The sequence below is a fragment of the Ectopseudomonas chengduensis genome (assembly GCF_900102635.1).
GTDB classification, from domain to species: domain Bacteria; phylum Pseudomonadota; class Gammaproteobacteria; order Pseudomonadales; family Pseudomonadaceae; genus Aquipseudomonas; species Aquipseudomonas chengduensis.
This window is the reverse complement of the sequence record NZ_FMZQ01000006.1, coordinates 158,461-185,212: the sequence shown is the minus strand read 5'-3', so window position 1 is coordinate 185,212 and position 26,752 is coordinate 158,461. Positions and strand designations below refer to the sequence as shown.

The following is a 26,752-nucleotide window of genomic DNA, read 5'->3' as shown; positions in this document are numbered from 1 at the left end:
TTCGCTCTATCTCCTGCATCCATGCAGTCGTCGCCTACGTTTTTCAACGGCCTGTTAGCCCTGTGAGCGAAATGCCGCCAGAATCAGGCGACCGAGTTTCACCGAGGGCGCTTAGATCTCGAACTCGGCCTGCAGCGCCGCACGCACGCAGTAGAGCACGCTCTCGTCGACGCGACCGGCGAACAGCGGCGCAACCTCACTCACGGCCGGCAGCTCGCCCTCGCCGTCGAGGAAGGTTTCCTGAATCTCGCCCAGCAGTTCCTCAGGAAGGTCCAGCGCCTGTTCCAGGGTTAGTTGTTGCTGGGCAATGGCCTCGGCCAGCAGGCTGTAAACATTCTTCTCACTGCAGTTAAGCTGGCCGGCAATCTGCGCGGGCGTCATGCCGGCGCGGGCCAGGCTGACCAGCTCGTGACGCAGATCGGCCACCGGAGCCGGCGTGTCATCCGCGCCGCTGCCATTGAGCACTTCCAGGAAGGCCTGGCCATAGCGCTCCAGCTTGCGCGCGCCGACGCCACTGACCTCGGCCATATCGCTCAGCGAGCTGGGCTGGCTGCGCAACATTTCCAGCAGCGTGGCATCGGGGAAGATCACGTACGGCGGTACGCTGTGTTCCTCGGCCAGCTTGCGACGCAGACTGCGCAGCGCCTCCCACATTTCCCGCTCATGGCCACGCACCAGTTGACTGGCGGCGCTGCTGGAGGCCTTGGCCGCCTGCGCCGGCTTGGGCTCACGGCGCAGTTGCAGGCTGACCTCACCGCGCAGCAGCGGCCTGCAGGTCTCACTCAGACGCAGACCGCCAAAGCCATCCAGATCGACATCGGCCAGACCGCGGGCGACCAACTGGCGGAACAGGGTTCGCCACTCGACCTCGGAAAAGCCCTTGCCTACACCGAACACTGCCAGGTGCTGATGACCGGCGGCGCGAATCTTCTCGTTGTCTCGGCCGAGCAGAATGTCCACCAGATGGCCGACGCCATAGCGCTGGCCGCTGCGATAGACAGCCGACAACGCCTGGCGCGCCGGCTCGGTGGCATCCCAGGTCTCGACGCCATCGATGCAGTTGTCGCAGTGCCCGCAAGGGTTGGGCAATTCTTCATCGAAGTAAGCCAGCAGCGTCTGACGGCGGCAGCGTGTCTCCTCGCACAGGGCGAGCATGGCGTCGAGCTTGTGCTGCTCGATGCGCTTGTGGCGCTCGTCACCGTCGGAATTGTTGAGCATCTGCTTGAGGAAGATCACATCCTGCAGGCCGTAAGCCATCCAGGCATCGGCCGGCAGACCGTCGCGGCCGGCGCGACCGGTTTCCTGGTAGTAGGCCTCCAGCGACTTGGGCAGATCCAGGTGACAGACGAAGCGCACGTTGGGCTTGTCGATGCCCATGCCGAAGGCGATGGTCGCCACCATGATCAGGCCTTCCTCATTGAGAAAGCGCTTCTGATTGAAGGCACGCAATTCGTTGGGCAGGCCGGCGTGATAAGGCAGGGCCGGGAAGCCCTGGCTGCTGAGAAACTCGGCGACCTCCTCGACCTTCTTGCGCGACAGGCAGTAAACGATACCGGCATCACCCTTGCGCGCAGCGAGAAAACCCAGCAGTTGCTTGCGCGGCTGATCCTTGGGCTGGATGCGATAGAAGATGTTCGGCCGGTCAAAGCTCGACAGAAAGCGCTCGGCGTTGTCCAGGTGCAGACGCTGGACGATTTCCTCACGGGTACGTTTATCCGCGGTGGCGGTCAGGGCGATGCGTGGCACATGTGGAAAGAGCTCAGCCAGCTGACCGAGCTGCAGGTACTCAGGCCGGAAATCATGGCCCCACTGCGACACGCAGTGCGCTTCGTCGATGGCGAACAGGGCGATATCCAGGCCCTGCAGGAAGCTCAGCATGCGCGGCTGCACCAGGCGCTCGGGCGCCAGGTAGAGCATCTTGATCTGCCCGCGACGGATACGGTCGGCAATCTCGCGCTGCTCGTCAGGGCTCAAGGTGGAGTTCAGCGCCACGGCTGCCACACCCAATTCGTCAAGGGTGGCCACCTGATCGTCCATCAGGGCGATCAACGGAGAAACCACCACTGCCAGGCCCTCGCGCATCAGCGCCGGCACCTGGAAGCACAGTGACTTGCCGCCGCCGGTAGGCATCAACACCAGGGCATCGCCGCCGCCGGCCACGCGCTCGATGATCGCGGCCTGGTTGCCGCGAAAGGCGTCGTAGCCGAAAACGTCTTTGAGAATGCGCATGGCGTGGTCGAGCATGAAGGCCTCCAAATCTAGCCGCGCATTATGCCGCAGGATCGCAGGCAACAGGGCGCCTACCCGTCCGAAGCCGCTCAATCGCCGTTAGTAGAGCGCCCGTGCTGGTCGCAGAGGCAGCGGTGAACTAGAATCCATCCTCGTTTATCCCCTAAGCCTCAAGGTAACCCCACGATGTCCTTCGCTGAGCAACTGTCCCGCCTGCAAGCCTTTCTCGATGCCGATGAGTTGCACGAAGAGGCGTTGGACTACGTGGCCGCCCATGGCTACCTGACCGCCCTGGCGATCTGCCCGGATCAGGTACCGGAGCGTGAGTGGATCGATGCGCTGTTCGCCGAGCCGCCGCACTACCGCAGCGACGCCGAACGCGAAGAGATCGAAAGCACGCTGATCCATCTCAAGGCGCATATCGCGCGTCAGCTGGCCGGCGAGGAAGAGCCCGAGTTGCCGTGCGATCTGGATCTCGGTGACGAACCGGATGACTCCGACCTGCGCGGCTGGTGCATCGGCTTCATGGAAGGGGTGTTCCTGCGTGAAGCGGTGTGGTTCGAAGATGCCGAAGACGAAGTCAGCGAGTTGCTGCTGCCGATCATGGTCGGCTCCGGTCTGTTCGACGAACAGACCGAGTTCGCCGAGATCGCTCGCGACCGCGACCTGGTGGACAGCATGATCGACCAGATTCCCGAGCTGCTGACCGCCCTCTTCCTGCTGTGCCAGGCTCCGGAAGAAAAACCCGCACTGCTCAAGCCTCGCCACTGACCCCCACGAGCCGGGGCTCGGCCCCGGCTGCCGCCAAGACCCGCCCATGCCGCGTGACATCCAGCCAAGCCGCCATCGCAGTGTCCGTTACCTGCTGCTGACCATCGGCTGGTTGAGCGTGGCACTCGGGGTCATCGGCATCTTCCTGCCCGTACTGCCGACCACGCCATTCCTGCTCATGGCGGCGGCCTGTTTCGTGCGCAGCTCACGGCGTTTCTATCTCTGGCTGGTCACCCACCCGCGCCTGGGGCCATGGATTCGCGACTACCTCGAAGGCCAGGGCATCCCACTCAAGGGCAAGGTCTACGCCCTGGTGCTGATGTGGGCCAGCATCAGCTTCTCCTGCTATCTGGTGCCCATGCCCTGGGCGCGCGTGTTCATGCTCAGCAGTGCGGCGCTGGTCAGCCTGTATATCCTCAAGCAGAAGACCCTGCCCAATCCCTGAGCGCTCTGCGCAGCACGGATGCTATCCGACGGCTCAGCGGTACTCCCCGGATTGCATCCGGGCTACGTGAGCCAGGCACTTCCTCGACAAGCTTTTGACGCTGCTTTCTTGCCCTGACGAAGCGGCCGGCAAAAAGCCGACACCTCACCTAGACTCTGCCAATCGAGCCTGGAGACCACGACCCCATGCGACGGCTGCGCGTTCAGGGATGGCGGTGGCGGCTGCTGATCCTGTGGATTGGCGGCGGGCTGCTGGCCGCGCTGGCAGTAGCCGATTGGGACTTCGCCGTGATCGTGAAGAATGCGGAAAACCGCTACGGCAACCTCGGCCCTGCACGCAAACGCATTCTCGACTGGGAGGAGTTGATCAAGAGCAGCACCAGCCTGAACGAGGCGGACAAGCTCAACGAGGTCAATCGCTTCTTTAACCGCTCCATCCGCTTCGTCGACGACATTCAGCTCTGGCGCGAGAACGACTACTGGGCCACCCCCGTGGAAATGCTGATCAAGGGCGCCGGCGATTGCGAGGACTACTCCATCGCCAAGTACTTCACCCTGCGCCGCCTCGGCATCCCCAGCGAAAAGCTGCGCATCACCTACGTCAAGGCGCTGAACTACAACCAGGCGCACATGGTGCTGACCTATTACGCCAGCCCTAGCGCCGAGCCACTGGTGCTCGACAACCTGATCAACGACATCCGCCCTGCCTCGCAACGCAAGGACCTGCTCCCGGTGTACGCCTTCAATGCCGAAGGCCTCTATCTCGCAGGTTCCAACACACGCAAGAGCGACACCAAGAAGCTCTCTCGCTGGCAGGACATCCTGAAAAAAATGCGCGCGGAGGGCTTCGCCATTGGCGAAGGCTAGGAGGAAAAAGCCATGTCGTTACTAAAGCAACTGTTTCTCGCCATCTGCCTGTTTCTGGTGGTGGCCTTCACCGGCAGTTTCATCGCCGGGGTGGAGAGCTCGCGCGAACAGTTGATCAGCCAGCTGCGCTCGCACGCCCAGGACGCCGCCACGGCGCTGGGGCTGTCGATGACGCCGCATGTGGACGACCCGGCGATGATCGAGCTGATGGTCAGTTCGATCTTCGACAGTGGCTACTTCGCCAGCATCCGCGTGGTGCGCATCGCCGACGACAGCGTGATCGTCGAACGCGCCACCGAGATCAGGCCCGAGAACGTGCCCGGCTGGTTCGTCGACCTGGTCGATCTGCAGCCCCAGGGTGGCGATGCGCTGATCATGCGCGGCTGGGAGCAGGCCGCAAGGGTCGAGGTGCTCAGCCATCCACAGTTCGCCCTGGCCAAACTGTGGGACAGCGCCCTCGGCAGCCTGTTCTGGCTGCTGCTGTGCGGCCTGGTCAGTGCCGTGCTCGGTGGCTGGCTGCTGCGTACCCAGCTGCGGCCGCTGGACAACATGGTGCAGCAGGCGCAAGCCATCAGCCGCCGCGAATTTCTCACCCTGCCCCGTGTGCCACGCACGCCAGAGCTAAAGCGGGTGGTGCTGGCAATGAACCAGATGGTCGACAAGCTCAAGACCCTGTTCGCCGAAGAGGCCGCGCGCAGCGAGAAACTGCGCGAGGAGGCCTATCAGGACAGCCTCACCGGCCTGGCCAACCGTCGCCAATTCGACATACGCCTGAGCAATCAGTTGGTGATCAACGAGCAGCATCCTGATGGCTACCTGCTGCTGCTGCGCCTCAACGACCTGGGCGGTCTCAACCAGCGTCTCGGCGGCCAGCGTACCGACGCGCTGATCGCCGCGCTGGGCGATCAACTCAAACAACTGCTGGCGTTACCGGGGCGCAGCCAATGGCTGGCCTCACGCAACCGCGGCGGCGAGTTCACGCTGCTTGCACCCGGCCTCAATGGCGAAGACGCAGAGCGCCTGGCCAGCGAGCTCAGCGAAGCCCTGAACAGCCTGAAGCAGACCGGTGCCAGTGACTGCGATCCCGTTGCCCATATTGGTATTGCCGCCTTTCGCCCCGGCGAACAGAGCGCGGCAGTGCTGAGTCGCGCCGATCAGGCACTGGCTCAGGCACAGAGCAACACCGACAGGTGCTGGGAACGCCTCGATGACTTCACCGCCCAGACCACTCAGGGCCTGCACGACTGGCGCGGCTGGATCGACGAGGCGCTGAGCCAGGGCAAATTGCAGTTGTATTTCCAGCCTGTAGCCGAATGCGCGGCGGGCAGGCTCATGCAGCACAAGGTCCTCGCGCGCCTGCTCGATCCAGCTGGTGAAGCCATCACGGCCGGGCGCTTCCTGCCGTGGATCGAGCGCCTGGGCTGGGCCGCGCGCTTCGATCTGGCGATGCTCGAACACAGCCTGGAGCACCTGGCGCAACATCCTCACCCACTGGCACTGAGCCTGTCTGCCGCGCCCCTGCGCAATGACCAGGATAAAGCGCGCCTGCTCGATGCGCTGAACAGTCATAAGGACGTAGCACACCTGATGACGCTGGAAATCGACGAACGCCACCTGCCGCCACCCGCCGAGCTGGAAGCGCTGAGCCAGGCGATTCGTGAGGCGGGTTTCAACCTGGGCCTGCAGCATTTTGGTGGGCGCTTCAGCCTGATTGGCAATCTCACCCACCTAGGCCTGGCCTACCTGAAGATCGATGGCACCTATATCCGGGCCATCGACCAGGAGAGCGACAAGCGGCTGTTCATCGAAGCGATCTTCCGCGCCACCAACAGCATCGACCTGCCGCTGATCGCCGAGATGGTGGAAACCGAAGAGGAGCTCACAGTGCTGACCGAACTGGGCATCCACGGTGCCATGGGCCGTCTGATCGGCGCACCGGCGCCCTGGGGCAAGCAATAACTGCAGGAGCCCCGCCGGGGGTAATTTCTGAAGATTACGGGTGTCGCACCGGCCGCTTCGCCGCGGGGCGCGGCTCCTACAAAGGCGGGGTTCTAAACCAGATTGTGCTCGTCGTCGCCAAGTAGGCCGCTGAGCCCCTCGATTTCGGCACGGGCGATGGCACGCTGATCGAGCTTCTGGCGTGCGGCCTCGGGCAGGTCGGTGTAACGAATAACGCCTCGTTCGACCAGCACGCTGACCACGTCTTCCAGCACGCGCACGAGCTCCAGGTCAGACTGTTTCAGGCTGTCCAGGCGCGCCTTGACCTCTTCCTTGGCCTCAAGCCAGCTGTGTAGCTCCTCGCTCTCGACAGCCAGGTTTTCCGTCATACCCTCAAAGGGCTCATGTTCGACTCGCAACAAACGCCCGGCCGCGTCGCGCTGTACGTAAACCATCGCTGCCTCCAGCAAACGCCATAAAAAAGCCCGCTACTCGGAACGGGTAGCGGGCTTACTCTAGTTGAGTGCTCCAACTAAGGAAACTCTGATAAGCATTTCCCTTTTCTTGAGAGGCCGCCAGCGCAGCGCTGACGGCCTCCCTCACACCTCAGGCGACCAGCTGATTCTGGTCCAGCATGCCCTGGATGATATCTGCAGTGTTGCCACCGGAAAGGATGGTGTTCTCCAGAGTGATGGTCTGATCCACCGGCGCGCCACCTCCGGCGCTGGCGATGTTGATCACCGTACTACCCGGATCGCTGACGAAGTCGAAGCTCAGGTATTGGGTCAACACATCAGCACTGGCTGGATCGCTGACACCCACCAAAAGCTGCGACAGATCCAGCTTGTCCGCGCCATTGCCGAAGTCCTTGACGATATCGTGGTAGTTGCCGCCACGATCATCGGCGTTCCACACGAAGGTGTCGTTGCCTGCACCGCCAATGAGGATGTCGTTGCCCTTGCCGCCGATCAGGGTGTCATTACCATCACCGCCCTCCAGACGATCATTGCCACCCAGCCCATGCAGCGTATCGTTGCCACCCAACCCCAGCAGCACATCACTGCCTTCGCTGCCCAGCAAGGTGTCGTTGAGCGCCTCATGGCCCATCACCACATTGGGCTGCACTGCAACGCTGGAGCCGATACCGACCACCAGACGCGCCGTGCTGACGTCGCCATCAGGCTGGGTCAACTGGTAGGTGAAGACATCTTCCTTGCCCAGGTTGGCGTAGTCGGGATCCGGTGTGTAGGTGTAGAAACCGTCGCTGTGCAACAGCAAGCTGCCCCACTGCCCGTCGATGGTCTTCGAGGTGCTCACGGCCACGAAGCTGCCGTTATCCAGCACGCTGAGCGTCGCCCCCTCGCTACCCTTGCTATCCACCGCACCCCATGGATGGTCGCTGTAGAGGTAGTTGTTGGCATCGGTCAGCACGTTGCCCGCCACCGCCGTGGCAGTGTCGACCAGCATCGCGGCTGCAACGGTGATCAGGGTGATGTTGTCCACCCGGACACGGAAGCTGCTGCTGTTGTTGGTGCGATCATTGACCTCGAAGTAGAGACGATAAGTACCCTCGCCCACGCTGTTGCTGGTGACGGTAGTCGAGTTACTGGATGCATGGGTGCCGCTCTGCACCAGCGTCCAGGCACTGCCGTTCTGCTTGTACAACGTCCAGGTGAACTGGTCTCCCGAGCCGCTGCTGCTGAAGTTGCTGATGCTGCCCAGGTCGAAGGAGACCTTGGCCGTGTTGCCCTCGGCCACCTCGAAGGTCGGTGTTGCAGCCTTGGTGCTGACACCGGCGCTACGATCACTGTCAACGAGCTGCAAGGCATTACCCTGCACGCTGACGCCATTGGACGAATTGACAGCGGTGACGCCCCACTTGCTGCCCGCCACAGCCATCACATCGGCCTGCGTGATCACCGTGGTTTCATTGCCACTCACGTTGCCGTTGTCGGTGGTATCGAATATCCAGGGGTTGTAGTTTGGCCCGGACGAGGCCTGATTGCTGGTGCTGGAAAAGTCCGCCAGCACCTTGGTTACCGGGTCGGGCGTGACCCATTTCTGCCCGACGATGGCCTGGTTGTAGTTGTCGTAGGCATAGACCTCGCTGCTGTCGGTAATGGTCAGCTTCAGGTCGGCGGACACCGCATCGCCATCGCGATCGATCAGGGTGTAGCGGATGGTATCCGTCACATCCTCGGCGACATCGTCGTTGAAGTTGTAAGTGTAAGCCCCGGTGACCAGGTTGACGCTGAACGAGCCGCCACCCGCGGTGGTGAAGGTCAGCGTATGGCTCGCGGGATCGTAGGCAGCCGACTCGCTGGTATACGTGACACCGTTGTGGGTGATCGCAGCAATCGGCTGCAGACCTGGGCCATCGGCACCGAAACCATTGCTGCCTTCGCTGATCAGGTTGCCGGAGATCACCGTACCCGTCACCGTACCCTGCAGAGTGTCGTTGAGCTGGTTGAGGTTGGAGACCAGGATGCCATCGGTGTTGACGCCCGTCTGGCCGTCATAGGCGATGGGGTTGAGCAGGGTCTTGTCGAGGTCGCTGCCCAGCCCCATACCCAGCGCATAGGACTTGATGTCCTTGGCCGTGAGGAAGGCGATCCAGTCCGCCTCCTCGCTGGCGCCGATGCCATCGCCCAGTTCCGGGTTGTACTGGCTGCCACTGTTGTTACTACCTGGGTTGGCGTTGGACAGCGTCGGCTGGCCATCGGAGAGGAAGTAGGAAACGTTCTGTACCCCTGCGCCGGTGAGCTTGCCGGACGAATCGTAGGCATTCATCGCCTTGATCAGCGCATCGTCATAGTTGGTCGAACCGTTGCCGGCGTTGTTGGCCAGGTCGGTGAGCCAGGCCTTGGCATCGACGGCGCTCATCCAGACATTGCCCACAGCACTCGCGCTGTTGGCGAAGGTCACGATGCGCACCATCACGTCACCGAGGTTGTCGTAGCTGTCGATCAGACGCTGCACGGCATCCTTGGCCAGCGCCAGCTTGCTGCTGAACCCGCTGACACCCGACGGCGCTTCGTCCATGCTGCCGGACAGATCCAGCACTACCATCAGGTTGGTCTGGATGCCTTGCGGCTCGCTGGCAGACTTGGCGATGTCGTCGGGCGTGGCCGGCGAGTCGTCATCCACCGTGATCGTCAGGCTACCCGTGGCCGGAGCCGAAGGCGCAGAGGAGTCCCAGACCTTGTAGGAGAAGGCCAGGTTCAGGTCGTTCTCGTCTGCCGTACCATCGACGTCCGGCGCCGGATGATCGAGCGGCTTGAACAGCTTGAAGCTGTATTGCCCGGTCTCCGAGTTGGTCAGGCTAAGGGTGAAGACCGGATTGCCACCGGCATCGAACGCACTCAGCGTCTTGCCATCTGCACTGAGCTGATAGTTGAGCGCCGAACCGCCTGAAGACAGGCTGCCAAGACCACTGGCATCCCAGGCGAAACCACCGAAGCTGTCCACCTGATAACCGAGCGCTCCACTGGCCGTGGTGGCTTCGCCAGCCAGGTCGTTGGGGCCTCCGGTCAGCCCATGGGTCAAGCCATCCTCGTCGACGCTGCCGGAAGCCTGACCGCCGACCGGGTCGTTGCCACCGAGCGTGAGGGTCACGGTGGCCGTGGAAACGTCGCCATCACCGTCGGTGATCTGATAGGTGAACACCTCCGTACCGGCGCTGGCCCCACTGCCAGCGCTGTAGACCAGATTGCCGCTGGTATCGATGACCAGCGTACCGCCCTGGCTGCCCTGGCCGATAATCTGCACCGGCGAGACGCTAGCCCTGCCATCGTTGCCAAAGCTGTCGTTGCCGGTGAGGTCGTTGATGTTGCCGACAACCTGATCGACTGCCGTACGTGAGACCTCACCGGCAATTTCATCATTGACCGCCATGGGTGCGTCATCACGGAAGCCCAGCACCTGGCCCAGGTCGATGCTGGCCGAGGCCTGATCACCGTCGGCATCGGTAATGGTGGCCTGCAGTCCGATCTTGTCACTGCCCAGCAGATGCAGTTCATCAGGCTGGGCAGTGGGATGAACCACGGCCCTCAGTTGCGTCAGGGTCACCAGTCCTGCGGCGTCGACGCTCAGGGTGAAGACCAGCTCGTTACCGGTTTCGGTGCGACCTTCGAGCACCGAGCCGTTAAACACCAGCTTGACCGCTTCATCGCTCTCGGTATCGACCAGCCCGGAATCCGGCGATTTGATCACCAGCGCGTAGGCCAGGGAACCAGGGCCGTCGGCACCATACTCGGCGTTGAAGGCCGAGCTGAAGTTACGGCTGACCGTCGCATCCGGCGTACCCAGATAAGTCTCGTCCACCTGCAGCGGCATGCCCCAGGTAACGTTGGTGTTGACGTCGTTGTAGTCGTAGTCGGGAGCGTCAGTGAGGTCCTCCCAGTTCTGGTTGCCCGGTTCGGCGTTATCCTGCAGGTGCGAGCCGCCCGGGTTGAACTCGGCACGGTCGAACAGCACGTTGGCACCGCCAGCACCGGTCAGTGGCACCCCACCCAGCAAGGCCTGCCAGTTACCATCAGCGTCCTGCTGGAAGGTCAGCTCGGCGCCATTGCTCAAACCAACATTGGCGGCGCCATTGGGGATGATGAAGAAACCAATCTCACTCGGGTCGAGCCCATCCAGATCGAAGGTGACTCCTGTCGCCTGCGCCTTCACATCAGCCCAGATCACCTTGCCCACCGATGGATTGCCCTCGGCATCTCGCGAGTAATAACCGTAGCTGTTGTGATAGCCGGCATCGCTGCCGAGGAAGGTGGCCTGCGACTCGAAGCCCGGCTGCATGGCCTGGATGGTCGGGGTGTCATCGTCGACGGTGACCACCAGCTTGCCCACGGCGGTATCACCATCACCGTCGGTCACGGTGTAGCCGATCTGCAGTTTGATGTCGTTTTCGTCCTGGCCAGCCGGATGCATCAGGGGTTGATGCAACTCCAGCTCGTACTTGCCGAGCGCCGGATCGGTCAACACCACGGTCACCAGCGTGCCGCGCGCGGCACTGCTGATGGTCAGCGTTTTGCTGTCGGCGTTCCAGGTCGAGGTGACGTTCTCGGTGCCCAATACGCTCGGCCCGGACAGGGAGATGCCACGCAGACCATCGGAGCCGGCGTCGAATACCAGCGTGCCGGAGACCGTGGTGTTCGCCCCTGTCACGTCGCCCTCACCACCATTGATGCCATTGGGCAGGCCTTCATCGTCCAGCGCGTAGGCGGCATTGGTGATGCCTGCGGAGGGACCATCGTCCTCGAAGCCGACTACCTTGCCCAGATCCAGACTGGCACTGTGAGAGTCGCCATCCTTGTCATAGACGGTCACGCCGAGCTTCAGCACACCGGCGCGAATCAACGCCAGCTCGTCATGATTGCTGGTATTGCCATGGGCGATGGCCTCGTATTGCACGAGAGTCACACTGCCACTGCCGGCATTGACGCTGACCTTGAATACCGTGACGCCGTTGGCCACACCCAGCACGTTGCCGTCGGCATCCTTGTACAGGCGAATATCACCGCCGGCTGTAGCATCCAGCCCAGAGTCGACGCCGTCCTGGCTGAGGTTCAACTCGAAGCGAGTACGCGACGTGTCCTGGCCATCCGAACCGGCATCCACCGTGAGCTTGAACAGATCCTTGCCGTCGATGCTGGCATAGCCGAGCACATCACCATGGCCTTGCTCATCGTTCGGCGCGACATGGCCATTCTCGTTCTGGCTGGAACCTGTGCTGCCCACCGATTCGTCGACGTACAGCTTGGTGCCGTGCTGCAGCTCGAACTTGGTGATTTTCGGGCCGTCGTCCTCGAAGCCGACCACCTTGCCCAGATCCAGGCTGGCGCTCTGCGGGTCGCCGTCCTTGTCGTAGACAGTCACGTTCAGTTTCAGCACGCCATCCTTGAGCAGCGCCAGCTCGTCATGGCTGCTGGTATCGCCATGGGCGATGGCCTTGTACTGCACCAGGGTCACGCTACCGTCAGCGGCATTGACGCTGATCTTGAACACCGTAACGCCGTTGGCTTTACCCAGGATGCTGCCATCGGCCTCCTTGTACAGCAGGATGTCGCCACCGGCCGTGGCATTCAGCCCGGAGTCCACGCCATTGCTGGCAAGACTCAGGGAGAAGCGGGTACGGCCACTGTCCAGGCCATCCGAACCACCATCGGCGATCAGCTTGAACAGCTTCTCGCCATTGATCCGGGCGTAACCCAGCACATTGCCGTGGCCCTGCTCGTCATTCGGCGCCGCCTGACCGGGTTCGTTCTGGCTGGAACCACCTTTGCCAACGGATTCGTCGACGTATAGCTTGACGCTGTGACCCAGCTCGAACTTGATGATTTTCGGGCCGTCGTCCTGGAAGGAGAAGTAGGACGAATTGCCGCCAGCAAGCTCGACCTTCGCGGTACGGGTCACCGCGTCACCATCACCGTCGACACGGGTAACCTGATACTGTAGCTGCAACGAGCCCTGGTGCTTGATCAACAGATCGACCGCCTCGTCGAAGCGCTGATTATTGTCTGGATGACGGATCGCTTCGAACAGCGTGGTCTGCAGTTGCGGCTGCCCATCGACAGTGACGATGGCGATGGTGAAGACTGTATCGCCAGAGGCATCGACACCTCTGACCACCTGGCTGTTGGCCGGGTCGAAGAACAGACGGATGGCACCGCCATTGGTGGCCGACAAGGTGGTGGCCAGCCCCTGGGGCGGCACCCCGGAGAAGCTCAGCGTACCGCTGAGCGAAGCCTCGCCATCAGCCCCGGCTGCCCCACCGATGGTGAACAGCGAGGTCAAGCCGCCGGCAAGCTCAGTGGTGACCTTGGCCAACGCGCCATTGTCGTCGTTCACGTAGCCCTGGCTCTGGTTATCGTTGGCGGCGTAACGATCATGATTGCCACGGGTTTCGTCCAGCGCCACTTCCAGCTGAACCAACGCTTGCTTATTGACCCCTAGACTCAGGGTCGGCACATCGTCCTCGATATTGATCACGAACAGGCCGCCAGCCCCCTGCGGTATCTGCAGCGGGTCGCCATCGCCATCGGTGATCGCCAGCAACTGGGTGAAGTCGATGCCAAAGGCACCGTCCGATGACCAGAGCTCGTTATCGTCACCATTTTTCAGCGGATGGTCGATTGGCCCCTGCAGACTAAAGGTGAAGTCACCGTTAGCCTCCACCACCAGGGTGAATACCGGATAACCGCCTGCAGCCGTGCCCGTCGCAATAAGCGTGGTGCTGACCAGATTGCCATCGTCATCGAGCTCCTGGGTGACCTTGTAGTCGAGCGGCTCACCGCCGGACGTCAGCCCCTGGGCGTTCAGCAACTCGGCGGCGCTACCCTCCTCCACCAGGCTGAAATCGCCGGGCCCATCGGCGCCGAAGGCAACCAGCGAGAGCAAACTGGCCGCGCCCGTCGCAGTGCTGATCAACAACGTCTGGCCAGGACCATCCGGGTTGCCCTGATGGGGATCGGTCAGCTTGTCCTCATGTACCGTACCGCCTACCGGTGCAGGCGTCTTGACCGTCCAGGTGGCCTGGATATTGACATCGTTGTAGTCGTTATCGCTGGCGCTGTTGATATCCTCCCAGTTCTGGTTGCCGGGCGCGGCGTTGTCCTCGACATGGGATTTGCCATTGGGGTTGAGCGCCGGGTTGTCGAAGACAACCTGCGCGCCGCCGGCACCATTGAGTGCGCTACCGCCGACAAAGGCCTGCCACTGTCCATCGACCAGTTGGAACGAGACCTCGGTACCGTTACTGACACCATTGAAGGCGCCATTGGGAATGATGAAAAAGCCGACGCTATCGGGATTGAGCCCTTCCAAGGTGGTGGTAGTACCAACCCCAAGGAAACGTGTATTGCTCCAGATGATCTCGCCGCTGGCCGGCGTACCATCTGCGTTCTTGATGTAATAGCCGTAGCTATTGAACATCGCCGCATCGCCGCCTTTATAGGTCAGCGTCAGGCAGTAGTCCGGCTCGCTGACGACCAGCTCAGGCACATCGTCTTCAATATTGATGACGAACAGGCCGCTGGTGCCCTCCGGCAGTTGCAGCGGGTCACCGTCACCATCGGTGGCGGTAAACAGCTGAGTGAAGTCGATACCGAATACGCCATCGGAAGACCACAGCTCACTGTCGTTGTCGCTCTGCTCAGGATGGTCTATCGGGCCCTGCAGTTCGAAGTGGAAACTACCATCGGCATTTACCGTCAATGTAAACACCGAGTAGTTGCCCAGGCTGTCGGCGGAAACCGCTGTCAAGGTGGTACTGACAAGCTTGCCGTCGACGCGGGTCTCAACCACGTCATAGAGCAGACTTTCTCCGCCCGAGGTCAGCCCCTGAGCGTCAAGCAACGCAGTGGCGTCACCGCTGTTGACCAACCCGAAAGCACCGGGACCATCCGCGCCAAAAGAGACCAGCGAAGCCAATGTACCGGCACCACCCTCGGTGCTGACTACCAGCGTTTGAGTACCGCCATCCGGGTTGCCGGCGTTCGGGCTGGTCAAAAGATCTTCGTGCACCGTACCGCCGAGCGCAGGCTGCTGCGGATCGACAGGTTTCAAGGTCGGCACATCATCCTCGACGTCGATGACAAAGCTACCGCTGGCAAAACCATCGGCGATCGGATCACCATCACGATCGGTGGCGATCAGTACGCCAGAGAAATCCAGCGCCAGGCTGTTGTCGCCAAGGGTTTCGGAGTCGACACCATCCTCCTCCTCATGGTCCAACGCGCCCTTGAGCGTGAACAGGTAGCTACCATCGCTATTCACCTCGAGGCGGAAGACCTCGCTGCCACCTTCACCAGCCGTCGCGGTGAGCGTGGTGCCATCCGTAGAGACGACGTAGAACAGCGCAACACCGCCGGAGCTCAAGCCAAGTGCCTGCAGTCCAGACAGCGCACTGGGCTCCTGGCTCAGGTGGAAACCACCACGACCATCGGCGCCGAAGTTGACCAGTACATCCAAAGTGCCGATACCCCCCTCAACCGTGAGGGTCTGTTCAGGCTCACTGCCGGGCTCGGCATTGCCGGTACCCAGGGCATCTTCATGCACCAGCCCACCGACCACCGGCTGCTGCGGATTGGGCTGGGCCGGCAACGGTACGTCATCCTGAATATTGATGACGAACAGGCCTTTCGCGCCTTCGGGCAGCTGCAGCGGATCGCCGTCGCCATCAGTAGCGGTGAACAGATGAGTGAAGTCGAGGCCGATACCACCTTCGCTCGACCACAGCTCGTTATCGTCGCCATCGTCGCGAGGATGGTCGATCGGTCCCTGCAACTCGAAGCTGAAGCTGCCATCGGCGTTGATTACCAGGGTGAATACCGAATAGCCGCCAACCTCAGCGGCAGCTGTCGCAGTTAGCGTGGTGCTCAGCAGGTTGCCGTCAGGATCCGTGGTCGTGGTGATGCTGTAGAGCAGCGGCTGACCACCAGAAGTCAGGCCCTGGGCACCCAGTACCTCTGCCACCGTTTCGCTGCTTACCAGACCGAATACACCCGGGCCGTCAGCCCCGAAGGACACCAGCGCCATCAAACTACCAGCGCCACCCTCCGTGCTGATCACCAGGCGCTGACCAGCTTCAGGATTACCGGGATAAGGCGTCTCCAGTTGGTCTTCGTGCACGGTGCCGCCGACGGGCGCCTTGGTGGTCCATGCCACCTGGATGTTGACGTCGTTGTAGTCGTTGTCACTGTTGCCGTCGTTGACATCCTCCCAGTTCTGGTTGCCCGGCGCGGTATTGTCGTCAACATGGGACTTGCCACCGGGATTCAGCGTTGGGTCGCTGAACAGAACGTGAGCGCCACCGGCCCCATCGATGGGTGTATCGCCGATGAAGGCCTTCCACTGTCCATCCACGATCTGGAAGGTTACCTCGGTGTTACTGGCAGCACCGTTCAACCCCCCATTGGGAATGATGAAGAAACCAACCTGGCTCGGGTCGAGGCCATGAAGGGTGATCGAGTCTCCCTCAGCCAGGCCGCTGGTGTCGCCCCAGATGATCTGACCGCTAATCGGCTCACCATCGGGGCCTTTGATGTAATAGCCGTAGCTGTTGAGGTACGAGGCATCACCGCCCTGATACGTGATGGTCAGGCAGTGTTTGACCCCGTCTTCCACCAACACGGGCACATCGTCTTCCACATCGATCACGAAGCTGCCAGGGTTGAAGCCGCCTGGCACCGCGTCACCATCGTAGTCGGTGGCGATCAGCAGCTTGGAGAAGTCCAGCGCGAGATCCTTGTCGCCCAACAGCTCGCTGTCATCTCCATCCTTGCGTGGATGATCGATCGGCCCCGACAGGGTGAAGACATAGCCACCATCGCTGGTCACCACCAACGTGAATACCGGCACGCCACCCGCTGTCGCTATCAGGGTGCTCGTGCTGCCATCGTCCGAGACCTCGACGGAATAGACCAACGGCTCCTTACCCGAAGTCAGGGCCAATGCCTGCAGATCGCTCAATGCCTCAGGGTCAGTACTCAGCTGGAAGCCACCGCGCCCATCAGCCCCGAAGTTGACCAGCGCATCCAGTGCCCCCGGATCGCCAATCAGCTGATGGGTTTGCGCAGGCAGGTTGCCGGGCTCGGCGTTACCGATATCCGTCAGGGCATCCTCGTGCACCAGGCCTCCGACGACCGGACGCTCACCCTCGACCAATTCAGGACTGTCGTCGTCGATCAGAATGCTCAAACTGCCGCTTGCCGGGGTGCCGTTACCGTCGGTGATGGTGTAGTTGAACAGATAGAGGATGTCGTTCTCGTCGCTTTCACCCAAGGGCGGCGCGGCATGGTCCAGCGGAGCGAAGAGCTCGAACTGATAAGCACCGGTCAACAGGTCGGTGACCAGCACCTCGAACACCACAGACTCTCCGGCAAAGGCGGTCAGGAGGAGACCGTCGGCGCTGACCTGATAGGTCAGCGGTACACCACCCGAAGAGATACCCAGATCCGCCAGACCGGCAGTCGACCAGGTGAAGGTGCCCGGCCCGTCCGGCCCGAAGCTGTAGCCCAGAACCCCGGTGACCAGCGTCGCCTCGCCATCCAGATCGTTCACTCCGCCCACGATGCCGTCAGGCAGGCCATCCTCGTCCACCGCATTGGAGGCTGTGCCACCCGTGGGAATGCCATCTACCGCAGGCACGGCATCGTCGGCAGCGATGGGTTCACCCTCCGGAAACTCCGGTCCACCGGGTAGGCCTTCAGTGGGAAAACCGATCACCGGATCCAGCGCACCACCGACCTCATCGAGCAGCACGAAGGAATGCCCGCCCCCTACGCCACCCGCTCCGCCAGCGCCAGCACCCGGCCCAGCGGCAGTAGCTTCGCCCTCCAGAGTCGGGTCGACACCGGCTTCGATCGCGGCCTGCAAGCGCTCGACATCGGTGAGGTCGGCATCGCTGGGGGTGGCGGGAGGTGTTTCAGCGACCGGGGGCTGCGATTCGCCGCGGTAGGCAAGCATCTGCGCGTCAAGCGTCATGCTGCTGTCGCGCCCAAGCGTCAGTTGCTGGCCGTTGGTCATTGCAATGGCCACCGCGCCCGAAGCGCCGGTTACCAGTTGCTCGCCCGCGTAGACCCGGTCCCCTTCGCTGATCGGCCGGCGCGATCCATCGCTCGCTACCGCGAACACTTCGCCGACAACCTGACTGACGACACCAATAAGAGTAGCCATGATTCCATCCTCACTACGGCTGCCGACCACCGCCGACACGTACCTACCGAAAGGGTCAGAACACCTTTTCGAAGCCGAGGAGAAACCCAAGACAGCTGATTGAAATGGAACGGCGCAAAATCCAAAAAACGCTAATGACAAAAAAATGTCACTACAACCTGCGTCGAACTACTCCATCAGATGAATCCCCGCCCTGTGATGCCTGACAACCCATTTCAGCTGCGCAACCCACGGAAAATGAGGACTTGCGCAGCTCACAGGTTCAAACAATGTGCTGCTTTTCGCAGAGTTCATAAGATTTTTTCTGAATATAGGTTGTGAAAAAAACATCTTAGGTTCTCCAAAAGTTGTTCTTAGCTCTGATGTTACAAGCCTGAAACGGTTTTACAGGCAAAAACGCCAGTTTTATGGCGACAGGATAAGAACATCAGTCAGGAGAAACGCCAATGCGCACCCTAACCCCGCTATGGAGCGCCATGCTTTTGGCGACTGTTTGCAGTCAGGCGCAAGCCATGAATCTTTCGGAAGCGATTCAGAGCACCTTGGACAATCACCCGGAAATCCACGCTGCCGCCAATAGCCGACTCTCATCGGATGAAGACGTGAAATTCGCCAAGGGCGGCTACCTGCCCACCGTCGATCTGCTGGTCGGTTATGGCCGGGAACGTACTGACAGCCCCAGTACACGGGCGCTTGGCGATCACAACAAGGAGACCCTGAACTACCGCGATGCCGAACTGCGGCTGCGGCAGATGCTGTTCGACGGGTTCAACACGCCCAACGAGGTGGCGCGCACTCAGGCGGTGGTCAACTCCCGTGCCTACCGCCTGCTCGGTACGTCCGAAAGCCTGGCCCTGCGCACCGTCGAGGTGTACCTCGATGTGCTGATGCGCCGCGAGATGGTCACCCTGGCGCGCAATAACCTGCAGGCGCACCAGCGCATCAACGATCAGATCGGCTTGCGCAGCCGCCAGGGCGTTGGCAGCACTGCCGACCTGGACCAGTCCGAAGCTCGCTTGGCACTGGCGCAGAACAACCTCTACACCGAAGAGGTCAACCTGGCCGATGCCGAAGCCAGCTTCTTCAGTGCCGTGGGCCGTCTGCCGGATCAGCTGGAAAGCCCGGCATCGATCAGAGGCGGCATGCCTGCCGATCTGCTCGCTGCGCGGCAGACCGTGATGGACAACAACCCCTTCCTGAAGTCAGCGCAGGCTGACGTCAACGCCGCCGAGAAGCAGTACGAGGTAGCCAAGTCGCCATTCTACCCACGCTTCGATCTGGAGCTGGCGACCTCGGCCGATGACAACGTGCAGGGCGATGAGGGTCACTACAACACCTGGCGAGCTGCCGTGGTGATGAACTACAACCTGTTCAACGGCATGCGCGACAAGGCTCGGCTGCAGTCGGCTGCGCACCAGATCAACGAGTCGATGGACATCCGCAACAACGCGCTGCGCGTGCTCAACGAGAACCTCTCGCTGGCCTGGAACGCCATGGAGAACGCGCGCCTGCAAACCCCCAAGGCGCGTGATTACGCGGACTACACCTCACGGGTTCGCGAGGCCTACCAGCAGCAGTTCAGCCTGGGCCAACGCACCTTGCTCGACCTGCTCGACAGCGAAAACGAGCTGTTCACCGCCAACCGTCGTTACACCGAGGTGCGCTACGGCGAAGAGTTCTCGATGTACCGCGTCGTTGCGGCAATGGGTGATCTGTTGCGCCAGCAACAGGTCGTAGTCCCGGCAGAAGCTGTAGCCCTCACTGAAGTGAAGAGCGAGGCACGCTTGCCGGATATGAAGTAGTACCGGCGTGAGGAGTAGTAGAAATTGACCACCATGGAACGGCCAGGCCCGTCCAGTGATCCGCGGCTCAGTCACGACGATCCGCTGCTGGATGGTTTGTTGATCCTCTGCCGGCTACATGGCTGCTCGGCCAGCCGTGGCACCCTCAGTGCCGGCCTGCCCATGCCGGAGCAACGCATGAGCCCCGACCTGCTGCCGCGTGCTGCGGCACGGGCCGGGCTGCAGGGGCGCCTGCTACAGCGCGAGCTTGCCAGCATTTCCGCCCTCAACCTGCCAGTCCTGCTGCTGCTCAAGGACGGTCGCTGTGCGGTCCTGCGCCAGTGGGGGCCGAAGCAGCAGGCGCAGATACTGCCCTGCGAGACCGATGGCGGCGAACAATGGGTCAGCCGTGAACAACTGGCCGCCGAGTACAGCGGCCGGGCCTTTTTTGCCCGCCCTCGACATCAGCTGGAAGAAGCCCGCACGCCGCTGGTGCCACGCATCGAAGCCTGGTTTCGCGACACCCTCAAGCTGTCGCGCTGGCTCTACACCGATGCCGTCCTGGCCAGCCTGCTGATCAACCTGCTGGGCCTGATGGTGCCGCTGTTCGTGATGCAGACCTACGACCGTGTAGTGCCCAACCAGGCGACCGCAACGCTCTGGGTGTTGGCCATCGGCCTGTTTATCGGCACCGGTTTCGAACTGCTGCTCAAGGTGCTGCGCGCGCACCTGCTCGACACGGCAGGCAAGAAGACCGACGTGGTGCTGTCGGCCACCTTGTTCGAGCGCATCACCGGCATGTCGATGAAGGCGCGGCCGGCCAGCGTGGGCGGTTTTGCACAAAGCATTCATGATTTTCAGGGGCTGCGCGACTTTCTCACCGCAGTGACGCTGACCAGCCTGATCGATCTGCCCTTCTCCCTGCTGATGCTGCTGGTGATCGGGCTGATCGGCGGCCCGCTGGTGTTCATCCCGCTGTTGGCCTTCCCCATCACCGCGCTGTTCGCCTACATCATTCAGGCACGCCTGCGCGACACGGTGCAAAGAAGCCTGCAGCTTGGCTCGCAACGCCAGGCGCTGCTGATCGAAACCCTCGGTGGCCTGGAAACGCTCAAGGCCTGTGGTGCCGAAAGCGAGCGCCAGCACCAATGGGAGCAAACCCATGGCGCCCTCACCCGCCTGGACGGCCATGCAAAATTCCTCGCCTCGCTGGCCACCAACGGCACCCTGTTCCTGCAGCAGTTCGCCGGCATGGCCACCATCGTCGCGGGGGTCTATCTGATCATCGCCGGCAATCTCAGCGTCGGTGCGCTGGTGGCCTGCTACATGCTCGGTAGTCGCATCCTCGCCCCACTGGGACAGATCGCCGGGCTGATCACCCGCTACCAGCAGGCACGCCTGACCATGACCAGCACCGATGCCCTGATGGCCCTGCCGCAGGAGCGTCAGGACAAGCAGCAGCCGCTGGATCGCACCCAGCTCAAGGGGGCACTGGAGGTACGGCAGATCAGTTTCACCTACCCCGGCCAGAGTGCACCGGCGCTGAACAACGTCAGCCTGCGCCTGGGCGCTGGCGAACGCCTCGGCATCATCGGTCGCAGCGGTTCGGGCAAGAGCACCCTGGCGCGACTGCTGATGGCCTTCTACAGCGCCGACGAAGGACAGATCCTGCTGGACAACCTCGACCTGCGCCAACTCGACGTCGCCGACCTGCGCCATCAGATCGGCTACGTCGCCCACGACCTGCCACTGCTAGCCGGCAGCCTGCGCGACAACCTGACCCTCGGCGCCCGTTACATCAGCGACGCGCGCATGCTAGAAGTCGCCGAGCTCACCGGCGTGGTGGACCTGGCCCGCCAGCACCCGCAAGGCTTCGACCGCCCGGTAGGCGAACGCGGCCAACTGCTCTCCGGTGGCCAGCGCCAGGCCGTGTTGCTGGCCCGTGCACTGTTGCTCGACCCGCCAATCCTGGTGCTCGACGAACCCACCAGCGCCATGGACAACACCAGCGAAGACCTGCTGCGCCAGCGCCTGCACAAGTGGGTGCAGGGCAAGACGCTGATCCTCATCACCCATCGTGCCTCCATGCTCAGCCTGGTGGATCGCCTGGCCGTGCTGGACAACGGCCATGTGGTGGCGGACGGGCCGAAGGAAGCGGTGATCGAAGCCTTGCGCAAGGGCCGCGTCGGCCCGGCCAGCCTGTAGGAGCGACGAGCGATGCAAGCGACCCAGAGCCTCGGCAACTACTTCAGCAGCCTGCGCGAGAAACGCCAGGACACCGAGTTCATGCCGGAAGTCGAAGGCGCCATTCTGGAAGACTCGCCCTGGCTCAGCCGCGCCACGATCTGGGTGGTCAGCGCCTGCCTGCTGGCGGCGCTAGTCTGGGCAAATTTCGCCGTACTGGAAGAGGTCACCACCGGCGAAGGCAAGGCCATTCCGTCGAGCAAGGTGCAGGTGATCCAGAACCTGGAGGGCGGCATCGTCAGTGAGATCTTCGTGCGCGAAGGCCAGGTGGTGGACAAGGGCGATACCCTGCTGCGACTGGATGACACGCGTTTTCTCTCCAATCGCGGGGAAACCGAAGCGGATCGACTGGCGCTCATCGCCCGTCTCGAACGACTGAGCGCCGAGGCCGAAGGCCGCGAACCGCAACTGCCCGAAGAAATCACCCGCGACGCGCCACAGCTGGCCGAAGACCAGTTGGCTCTGTATCGCTCGCGCCAGCAACGACTGCGCAGCGAGCAGCGCACATTGGGCGAACAACTGCGGCAAAAGGAGCAAGAGCTCGCCGAATTTCGCTCCAAGGCCCAGCAATACCGTTCCAGTCTCGGCCTGTTGCAGCAGGAGCTGAACATGTCGCAACCTCTGGTGGCCTCGGGCGCCATTTCCGAGGTCGAGGTGTTGCGTCTGCGCCGCAGCGTGGTGGAAGTACGCGGCTCGCTGGAGGCCACCAACCTGGCGATCCCACGCGCCGAAGCGGCTATGAGCGAGATCAAGAGCAAGATGGAGGAGTCCGAGCTGGCATTTCGCGCCGAGGCCTTCAAGGAGCTCAACGAATTACGCACAGAGCTGCAAAAGATCACCGCCACCAGCGTCGCCATCCAGGACAAGGTGACCCGGACCACCGTGACCTCGCCGGTGCGTGGGGTGATCAAACAGCTCAAGGTCAACACCATTGGTGGCGTGGTGCAGCCGGGCAGCGACATGCTGGAGATCGTACCGCTGGACGACAGCCTGCTGATCGAAGCCAAGGTCCGCCCGCAGGACGTGGCCTTCTTGCATCCTGGGCAGAAAGCCATGGTCAAGTTCACCGCTTACGACTACACCATCTACGGCGGGCTCAAGGCCAACCTCGAGCTGATAAGCGCCGACACCATCACCGACGAGGAAGGCAACAGCTTCTACCTGATCCATGTGCGCACCGACAAAAGCCACCTCGGTGGCGAGGAACACCCGCTGCTGATCATCCCCGGCATGGTCGCCACGGTAGACATCATCACCGGCGAGAAGAGCGTACTGGCCTACCTGCTCAAGCCCGTGCTCAAGGCCCGCTCGGAAGCCATGCGCGAGCGTTGAACACCTGCCGTTCACGCGCGTAGCCCGGATGAAATCCGGGATTGATTATCGAGACGCACAATCTCCCCGGATTACATCCGGGCTACGCGGCCGAAGCGATTTCGTAGGGTGCGCCGTGCGCACCGCCCTAGCGCCGGTGATTGCGGGTGAACACCTCTTCTCCCATCGCCGCGATCTGGCCTTCGATCAGCGCATCGAAGGGCCGCAGCAGCGCGTCGAAACGCCGTGGCGCCTCCAGCACATCCAGCGCGGCAACGATCGCCTCGATGGTCGACAGCGCCCCCTCTTCCGGCGCCTTGCGCAGACGGTAGCGCGACGGGGCCACGGCTCCCAGGCTCACGCGCGGCAACGCCGCCAGGAGCGGGTTGAGATGCAGCAGCTTGCGCGCCTTGCGCCAGGTGCCGTCGGGTACCACCAACAGCAAGGGTTTCTCGTCAGGTGCATAAGCACTCAGAGCGACGGACTCTTCACCGGGAAACAGCAGGCAGGCGCGATAATCAGACTGCGCGAGCAGTTGCGGCAGATCATCGAATACCTCACCGACGCGCAGCTCCGCGTTGCGCAAGCCAAGCGCAGCCAGGCGAGCGGTATTGAGGGCATGGCCGACTTCGCTCGGGTGCTGCAGGATGAGCACACGAGTACGACTCTCGAGGTCGGGAATCAGCAGGCAGAGGCAGTGGCCAAGCGGGCGCTGGCAGCGGGAGCAGGTCGGACGAGGCATGCCGCGCAGTGTGCCAGAACGGCTCGAACTCGCGTAGCCCGGCTGCAATCCGGGCCCCCCAGACTGCATCCGGCTTCAGAGTCAGCGGTTGAAGCGCTCCGCCAGACTGTGCAGGTAATCGGCCATTTCCTCCAGCTCGCGGCTGATGGCCGCGCCCTGATGCGCCTGCCCAGCACTGTGATCGGAAAGCTGAGCGATACGAGTGATCTGCCGGCTGATGTCCTCGGCCACGTGGCTCTGCTCTTCGGAAGCCGCAGCCATCTGCTGACTCATATTGGTGATGCGCGTCACTGCAGAGCTGATGCCCTCCAGCGCATCGCGTACCGACTCCACGCTTTGCACGCTGCCACGGGAAATGTCCTCGCCCTTGCCCGCCGTGACCACCGCACGCTCGGCACCGGCACGCAGGTCAGCGATGATCTGGTGAATCTGCTCGGTGGACTGGCGCGTACGCGAAGCCAGCGAACGCACTTCATCGGCCACCACTGCAAAACCGCGACCCTGCTCCCCTGCGCGCGCGGCCTCGATGGCAGCGTTGAGCGCCAAGAGGTTGGTCTGCTCGGCGATCGAGGTGATCACGTCAGCCACACTGCCGATGGACTGCGTGGAGTTGGCCAGTTCGTTGACCGCCTGACCAATATCGTTGACCGCCTTGGCCATCTGGCGCATGGAGTCAAGGCTGCCTACAGCCAGATCACGCCCCTCACGTGCCAGGCGATCCGCCTCTTCGGCAGCATGCGAGGTGTTCTGCACGTTGTGCGCGACTTCCTGAATGGTCGCTGCCATCTGGTTGATGGCCGTGGCCGATTGATCGGTCTCGGCACGCTGTTGATCGAGCATCTGCGCGCTGGATTGCGACAACTCGGCGGACTGCGTGGCGCGCTTCTTGACGTTCTCGCCAGCATCCTCCAGTCGCGTCAGCGCCGTCTGCAAGCGCGCCTCCTCACTGATCATCGCCATATCCAGCAACGCCTGGGCACCACGGTTGTCGCTGTAGGTCAGCGCCACCAGGCCGCTGGTAAAGGCTTTCGGATGATCCGCCAGGGTGCGGCGAATCAGCTGCCGAGTCCGATAAAGCTGGTAGGAACCCAGCGCGAACAGTGTCAGCACGATAAAAGCCATCAACGGCCAGCCAGAAACCACCCAGTGCGCCGCAACGATCAGCAGCGACGCGGCGATCAGTGGCCAGGAGCGCAGCAAATCGTAGGTCCAGTACTCCAGCTTCGGCACCGGTGGTTTGCCGGCCCGCAGACGGGCATAGAGGGCTTCGGCACGACGTTTCTGGGCCTCGGTTGGCAATGAGCGTACCGACTCGTAGCCGGAAATTCGGCCGTTCTCGTAGACGGGCGTGACGTAGGCACTGACCCAATAGAAATCGCCATTCTTCGAGCGGTTCTTGACGATGCCCATCCAGGGTTTGCCCTGCTTGATGGTGTCCCACATATGGCCGAACACCGCTGGCGGCATGTCCGGGTGGCGCACGAGGTTGTGCGGCTGGCCGATCAGCTCCTCGCGGGTGAAGCCGCTGATCTCGACGAAGGCGTCATTGCAATAGGTGATCTTGCTGTTGAGGTCGGTGGTGGAAATCAGGCGTTCATCAGCGGGGAAGGTTCTTTCCCGCTGAGTCACGGGCAGGTTCTGGCGCATCGAGGCTTCCCTGTTCGAATTGAAGTTGGTACAGACGTATGAATAAGTACTAGCACAGCCTAATAACCGCGCCAGTTGCAGGCTCTAAGCCTTTCGGAGGAGAAAGACGACCCTGTTTCAGATTTGATTCAGTTGCGTTTTGAGCAAATCGCGAAAGGTCTGAATCAGCGGCTCGCGAGTACGCCCTCGGCGCAGGATCAGCGAGAACGGTGCCTGGTAGCCAAATACCGCTGGCAGCAATACCCGCAGCTTGCCCTGATCCACCCAGGGCTGGGCGTAGTGCTCCGGCAGATAGCCGATGTAGGCGCCAGAGAGCACCAGAATCAGCTGCGCCTCCATCGACTCCACCGTGGCCGCACTGTGCTTGAAACCATGGCGTGCCAGTTCGGCCTGGCTCCAGTAGCCACGGCCCACCATGCGTTGCTGGGTGATCAGCTCTTCGGGTATCCGTCTCTGCTCGAACAGGGCATGCCGCTCGCTGCAATACAGCCAGTGTTGCTCGCGATACAACGGCTGGTAGACCAGGCCGTTCATGCGCGTGGAGAAAGCACCGATGGCCAGATCCAGACGATTGTCCAGCACCGCCAGTTGCAGCTCATAAGGGCTCATCACCGACAGGTGCAGATGCACGCCAGGGTGCTCCTGGCTGTAGGCGCCGATCACCTCGGCCAATGGCAGGGCCGGATCGCTGACCGTGGAGTCCAGCACACCGAGGTTGAGGGTGCCGCGCAACTCGCCCTTGAGCGCCGCCGAATAGCGCTCGAAACCTTCCAGTTCGCCGAGCAGGCGCAGGGTTTCCTGGTGAAACAGCTCGCCCTTGCTGGTCAGGCTGAAGCCGCCGCGGCCTCGATGGCAAAGCACAATGCCAAGCTGGCTTTCCAGCTGGCTCATGTAGGTGCTGATCGCAGAAGTGGACAGGTTCAGTTCCTGCTGCGCGGCGGCGAAGCCCTGATGACGCACCACGGCGACAAAGATCTTCAGCAGTTTCAGGTCGGGTAAAGCGAGGGACATGGCGGCGCACGGCAGAGGAACGGAGCGCCAGTGTAGCGCCCTGCCCTGGCCTGGCACATCCAGCAAACGTAGCCCGGATGAAATCCGG

At 62.2% G+C, this 26,752-nt stretch carries 13 protein-coding genes; 7 read left to right on the top strand and 6 right to left on the bottom strand.

Annotation, left to right across the window (positions count from 1 at the left end; genetic code table 11):
- Positions 1–111 precede the first annotated feature (111 nt).
- Positions 112–2,244 carry a DNA helicase RecQ gene (gene recQ, locus BLS08_RS11840; protein ID WP_045733031.1) on the bottom strand — a complete coding sequence of 711 codons (2,133 nt, stop codon included), beginning with the start codon at positions 2,242–2,244 and terminating at the stop codon, positions 112–114.
- 171 nt (positions 2,245–2,415) lie between these two features.
- Between recQ and BLS08_RS11835 the strand changes: the two genes are divergently transcribed.
- The 4 genes from BLS08_RS11835 to lapD all read left to right on the top strand — a co-directional run bounded on the left by BLS08_RS11835 (position 2,416) and on the right by lapD (position 6,270).
- Positions 2,416–3,000, top strand: a complete 585-nt coding sequence (locus BLS08_RS11835; protein ID WP_003461609.1) for a UPF0149 family protein — start codon at positions 2,416–2,418, stop codon at positions 2,998–3,000.
- 46 nt (positions 3,001–3,046) lie between these two features.
- Positions 3,047–3,445: a YbaN family protein gene (locus BLS08_RS11830; RefSeq protein WP_017677402.1), complete on the top strand. Its 399-nt coding sequence runs from the start codon at positions 3,047–3,049 to the stop codon at positions 3,443–3,445.
- Positions 3,446–3,630: 185 nt separating this feature from the next.
- Complete coding sequence (gene lapG, locus BLS08_RS11825) at positions 3,631–4,311, top strand: cysteine protease LapG (RefSeq protein WP_017677403.1); 681 nt, start codon at positions 3,631–3,633, stop codon at positions 4,309–4,311.
- Positions 4,312–4,323: 12 nt separating this feature from the next.
- On the top strand, positions 4,324–6,270 hold the full coding sequence (gene lapD, locus BLS08_RS11820) for a cyclic di-GMP receptor LapD (protein WP_017677404.1): 1,947 nt from the start codon (positions 4,324–4,326) through the stop codon (positions 6,268–6,270).
- A 92-nt stretch (positions 6,271–6,362) separates the two neighbouring features.
- Here lapD and BLS08_RS11815 read toward each other — a convergent pair whose 3' ends face one another.
- Both BLS08_RS11815 and BLS08_RS11810 read right to left on the bottom strand, forming a co-directional pair.
- Complete coding sequence (locus tag BLS08_RS11815) at positions 6,363–6,704, bottom strand: hypothetical protein (protein WP_017677405.1); 342 nt, start codon at positions 6,702–6,704, stop codon at positions 6,363–6,365.
- Positions 6,705–6,855: 151 nt separating this feature from the next.
- Positions 6,856–17,928, bottom strand: coding sequence for a retention module-containing protein (locus BLS08_RS11810; protein WP_017677406.1), 11,073 nt, complete (start codon positions 17,926–17,928; stop codon positions 6,856–6,858).
- Between the two features lie 446 nt (positions 17,929–18,374).
- Between BLS08_RS11810 and BLS08_RS11805 the strand changes: the two genes are divergently transcribed.
- The 3 genes from BLS08_RS11805 to BLS08_RS11795 are packed head-to-tail and all read left to right on the top strand — an operon-like array spanning position 18,375 to position 23,285.
- Positions 18,375–19,730 (top strand): TolC family outer membrane protein, encoded by a 1,356-nt coding sequence (locus BLS08_RS11805; protein WP_021490009.1) that lies wholly within the window; start codon positions 18,375–18,377, stop codon positions 19,728–19,730.
- Between the two features lie 33 nt (positions 19,731–19,763).
- On the top strand, positions 19,764–21,914 hold the full coding sequence (locus BLS08_RS11800; RefSeq protein ID WP_086005924.1) for a type I secretion system permease/ATPase: 2,151 nt from the start codon (positions 19,764–19,766) through the stop codon (positions 21,912–21,914).
- Positions 21,915–21,926: 12 nt separating this feature from the next.
- Positions 21,927–23,285, top strand: a complete 1,359-nt coding sequence (locus tag BLS08_RS11795; RefSeq protein ID WP_017677409.1) for an HlyD family type I secretion periplasmic adaptor subunit — start codon at positions 21,927–21,929, stop codon at positions 23,283–23,285.
- 127 nt (positions 23,286–23,412) lie between these two features.
- Here the strand turns inward: BLS08_RS11795 and BLS08_RS11790 are convergent, their stop codons facing one another.
- From BLS08_RS11790 to BLS08_RS11780, 3 genes are all read right to left on the bottom strand, one after another.
- On the bottom strand, positions 23,413–24,006 hold the full coding sequence (locus BLS08_RS11790; RefSeq protein WP_017677410.1) for a tRNA-uridine aminocarboxypropyltransferase: 594 nt from the start codon (positions 24,004–24,006) through the stop codon (positions 23,413–23,415).
- A gap of 81 nt (positions 24,007–24,087) precedes the next feature.
- Positions 24,088–25,653, bottom strand: coding sequence for a methyl-accepting chemotaxis protein (locus BLS08_RS11785; RefSeq protein WP_055987158.1), 1,566 nt, complete (start codon positions 25,651–25,653; stop codon positions 24,088–24,090).
- A gap of 117 nt (positions 25,654–25,770) precedes the next feature.
- On the bottom strand, positions 25,771–26,664 hold the full coding sequence (locus BLS08_RS11780; RefSeq protein WP_017677412.1) for a LysR family transcriptional regulator: 894 nt from the start codon (positions 26,662–26,664) through the stop codon (positions 25,771–25,773).
- Between the last annotated feature and the right edge of the window lie 88 nt (positions 26,665–26,752).

Excerpts from the sequence above, each read along its gene's own strand:
- BLS08_RS11780 (WP_017677412.1), bottom strand. The coding sequence starts at position 26,664 with ATGTCCCTCGCTTTACCCGACCTGAAACTGCTGAAGATCTTTGTCGCC.
- recQ (WP_045733031.1), bottom strand. The coding sequence starts at position 2,244 with ATGCTCGACCACGCCATGCGCATTCTCAAAGACGTTTTCGGCTACGAC.
- BLS08_RS11785 (WP_055987158.1), bottom strand. The coding sequence starts at position 25,653 with ATGCGCCAGAACCTGCCCGTGACTCAGCGGGAAAGAACCTTCCCCGCT.
- lapG (WP_017677403.1), top strand. The coding sequence starts at position 3,631 with ATGCGACGGCTGCGCGTTCAGGGATGGCGGTGGCGGCTGCTGATCCTG.
- BLS08_RS11815 (WP_017677405.1), bottom strand. The coding sequence starts at position 6,704 with ATGGTTTACGTACAGCGCGACGCGGCCGGGCGTTTGTTGCGAGTCGAA.
- BLS08_RS11835 (WP_003461609.1), top strand. The coding sequence starts at position 2,416 with ATGTCCTTCGCTGAGCAACTGTCCCGCCTGCAAGCCTTTCTCGATGCC.
- BLS08_RS11810 (WP_017677406.1), bottom strand. The coding sequence starts at position 17,928 with ATGGCTACTCTTATTGGTGTCGTCAGTCAGGTTGTCGGCGAAGTGTTC.
- BLS08_RS11795 (WP_017677409.1), top strand. The coding sequence starts at position 21,927 with ATGCAAGCGACCCAGAGCCTCGGCAACTACTTCAGCAGCCTGCGCGAG.
- BLS08_RS11790 (WP_017677410.1), bottom strand. The coding sequence starts at position 24,006 with ATGCCTCGTCCGACCTGCTCCCGCTGCCAGCGCCCGCTTGGCCACTGC.
- lapD (WP_017677404.1), top strand. The coding sequence starts at position 4,324 with ATGTCGTTACTAAAGCAACTGTTTCTCGCCATCTGCCTGTTTCTGGTG.
- BLS08_RS11800 (WP_086005924.1), top strand. The coding sequence starts at position 19,764 with ATGGAACGGCCAGGCCCGTCCAGTGATCCGCGGCTCAGTCACGACGAT.
- BLS08_RS11805 (WP_021490009.1), top strand. The coding sequence starts at position 18,375 with ATGCGCACCCTAACCCCGCTATGGAGCGCCATGCTTTTGGCGACTGTT.
- BLS08_RS11830 (WP_017677402.1), top strand. The coding sequence starts at position 3,047 with ATGCCGCGTGACATCCAGCCAAGCCGCCATCGCAGTGTCCGTTACCTG.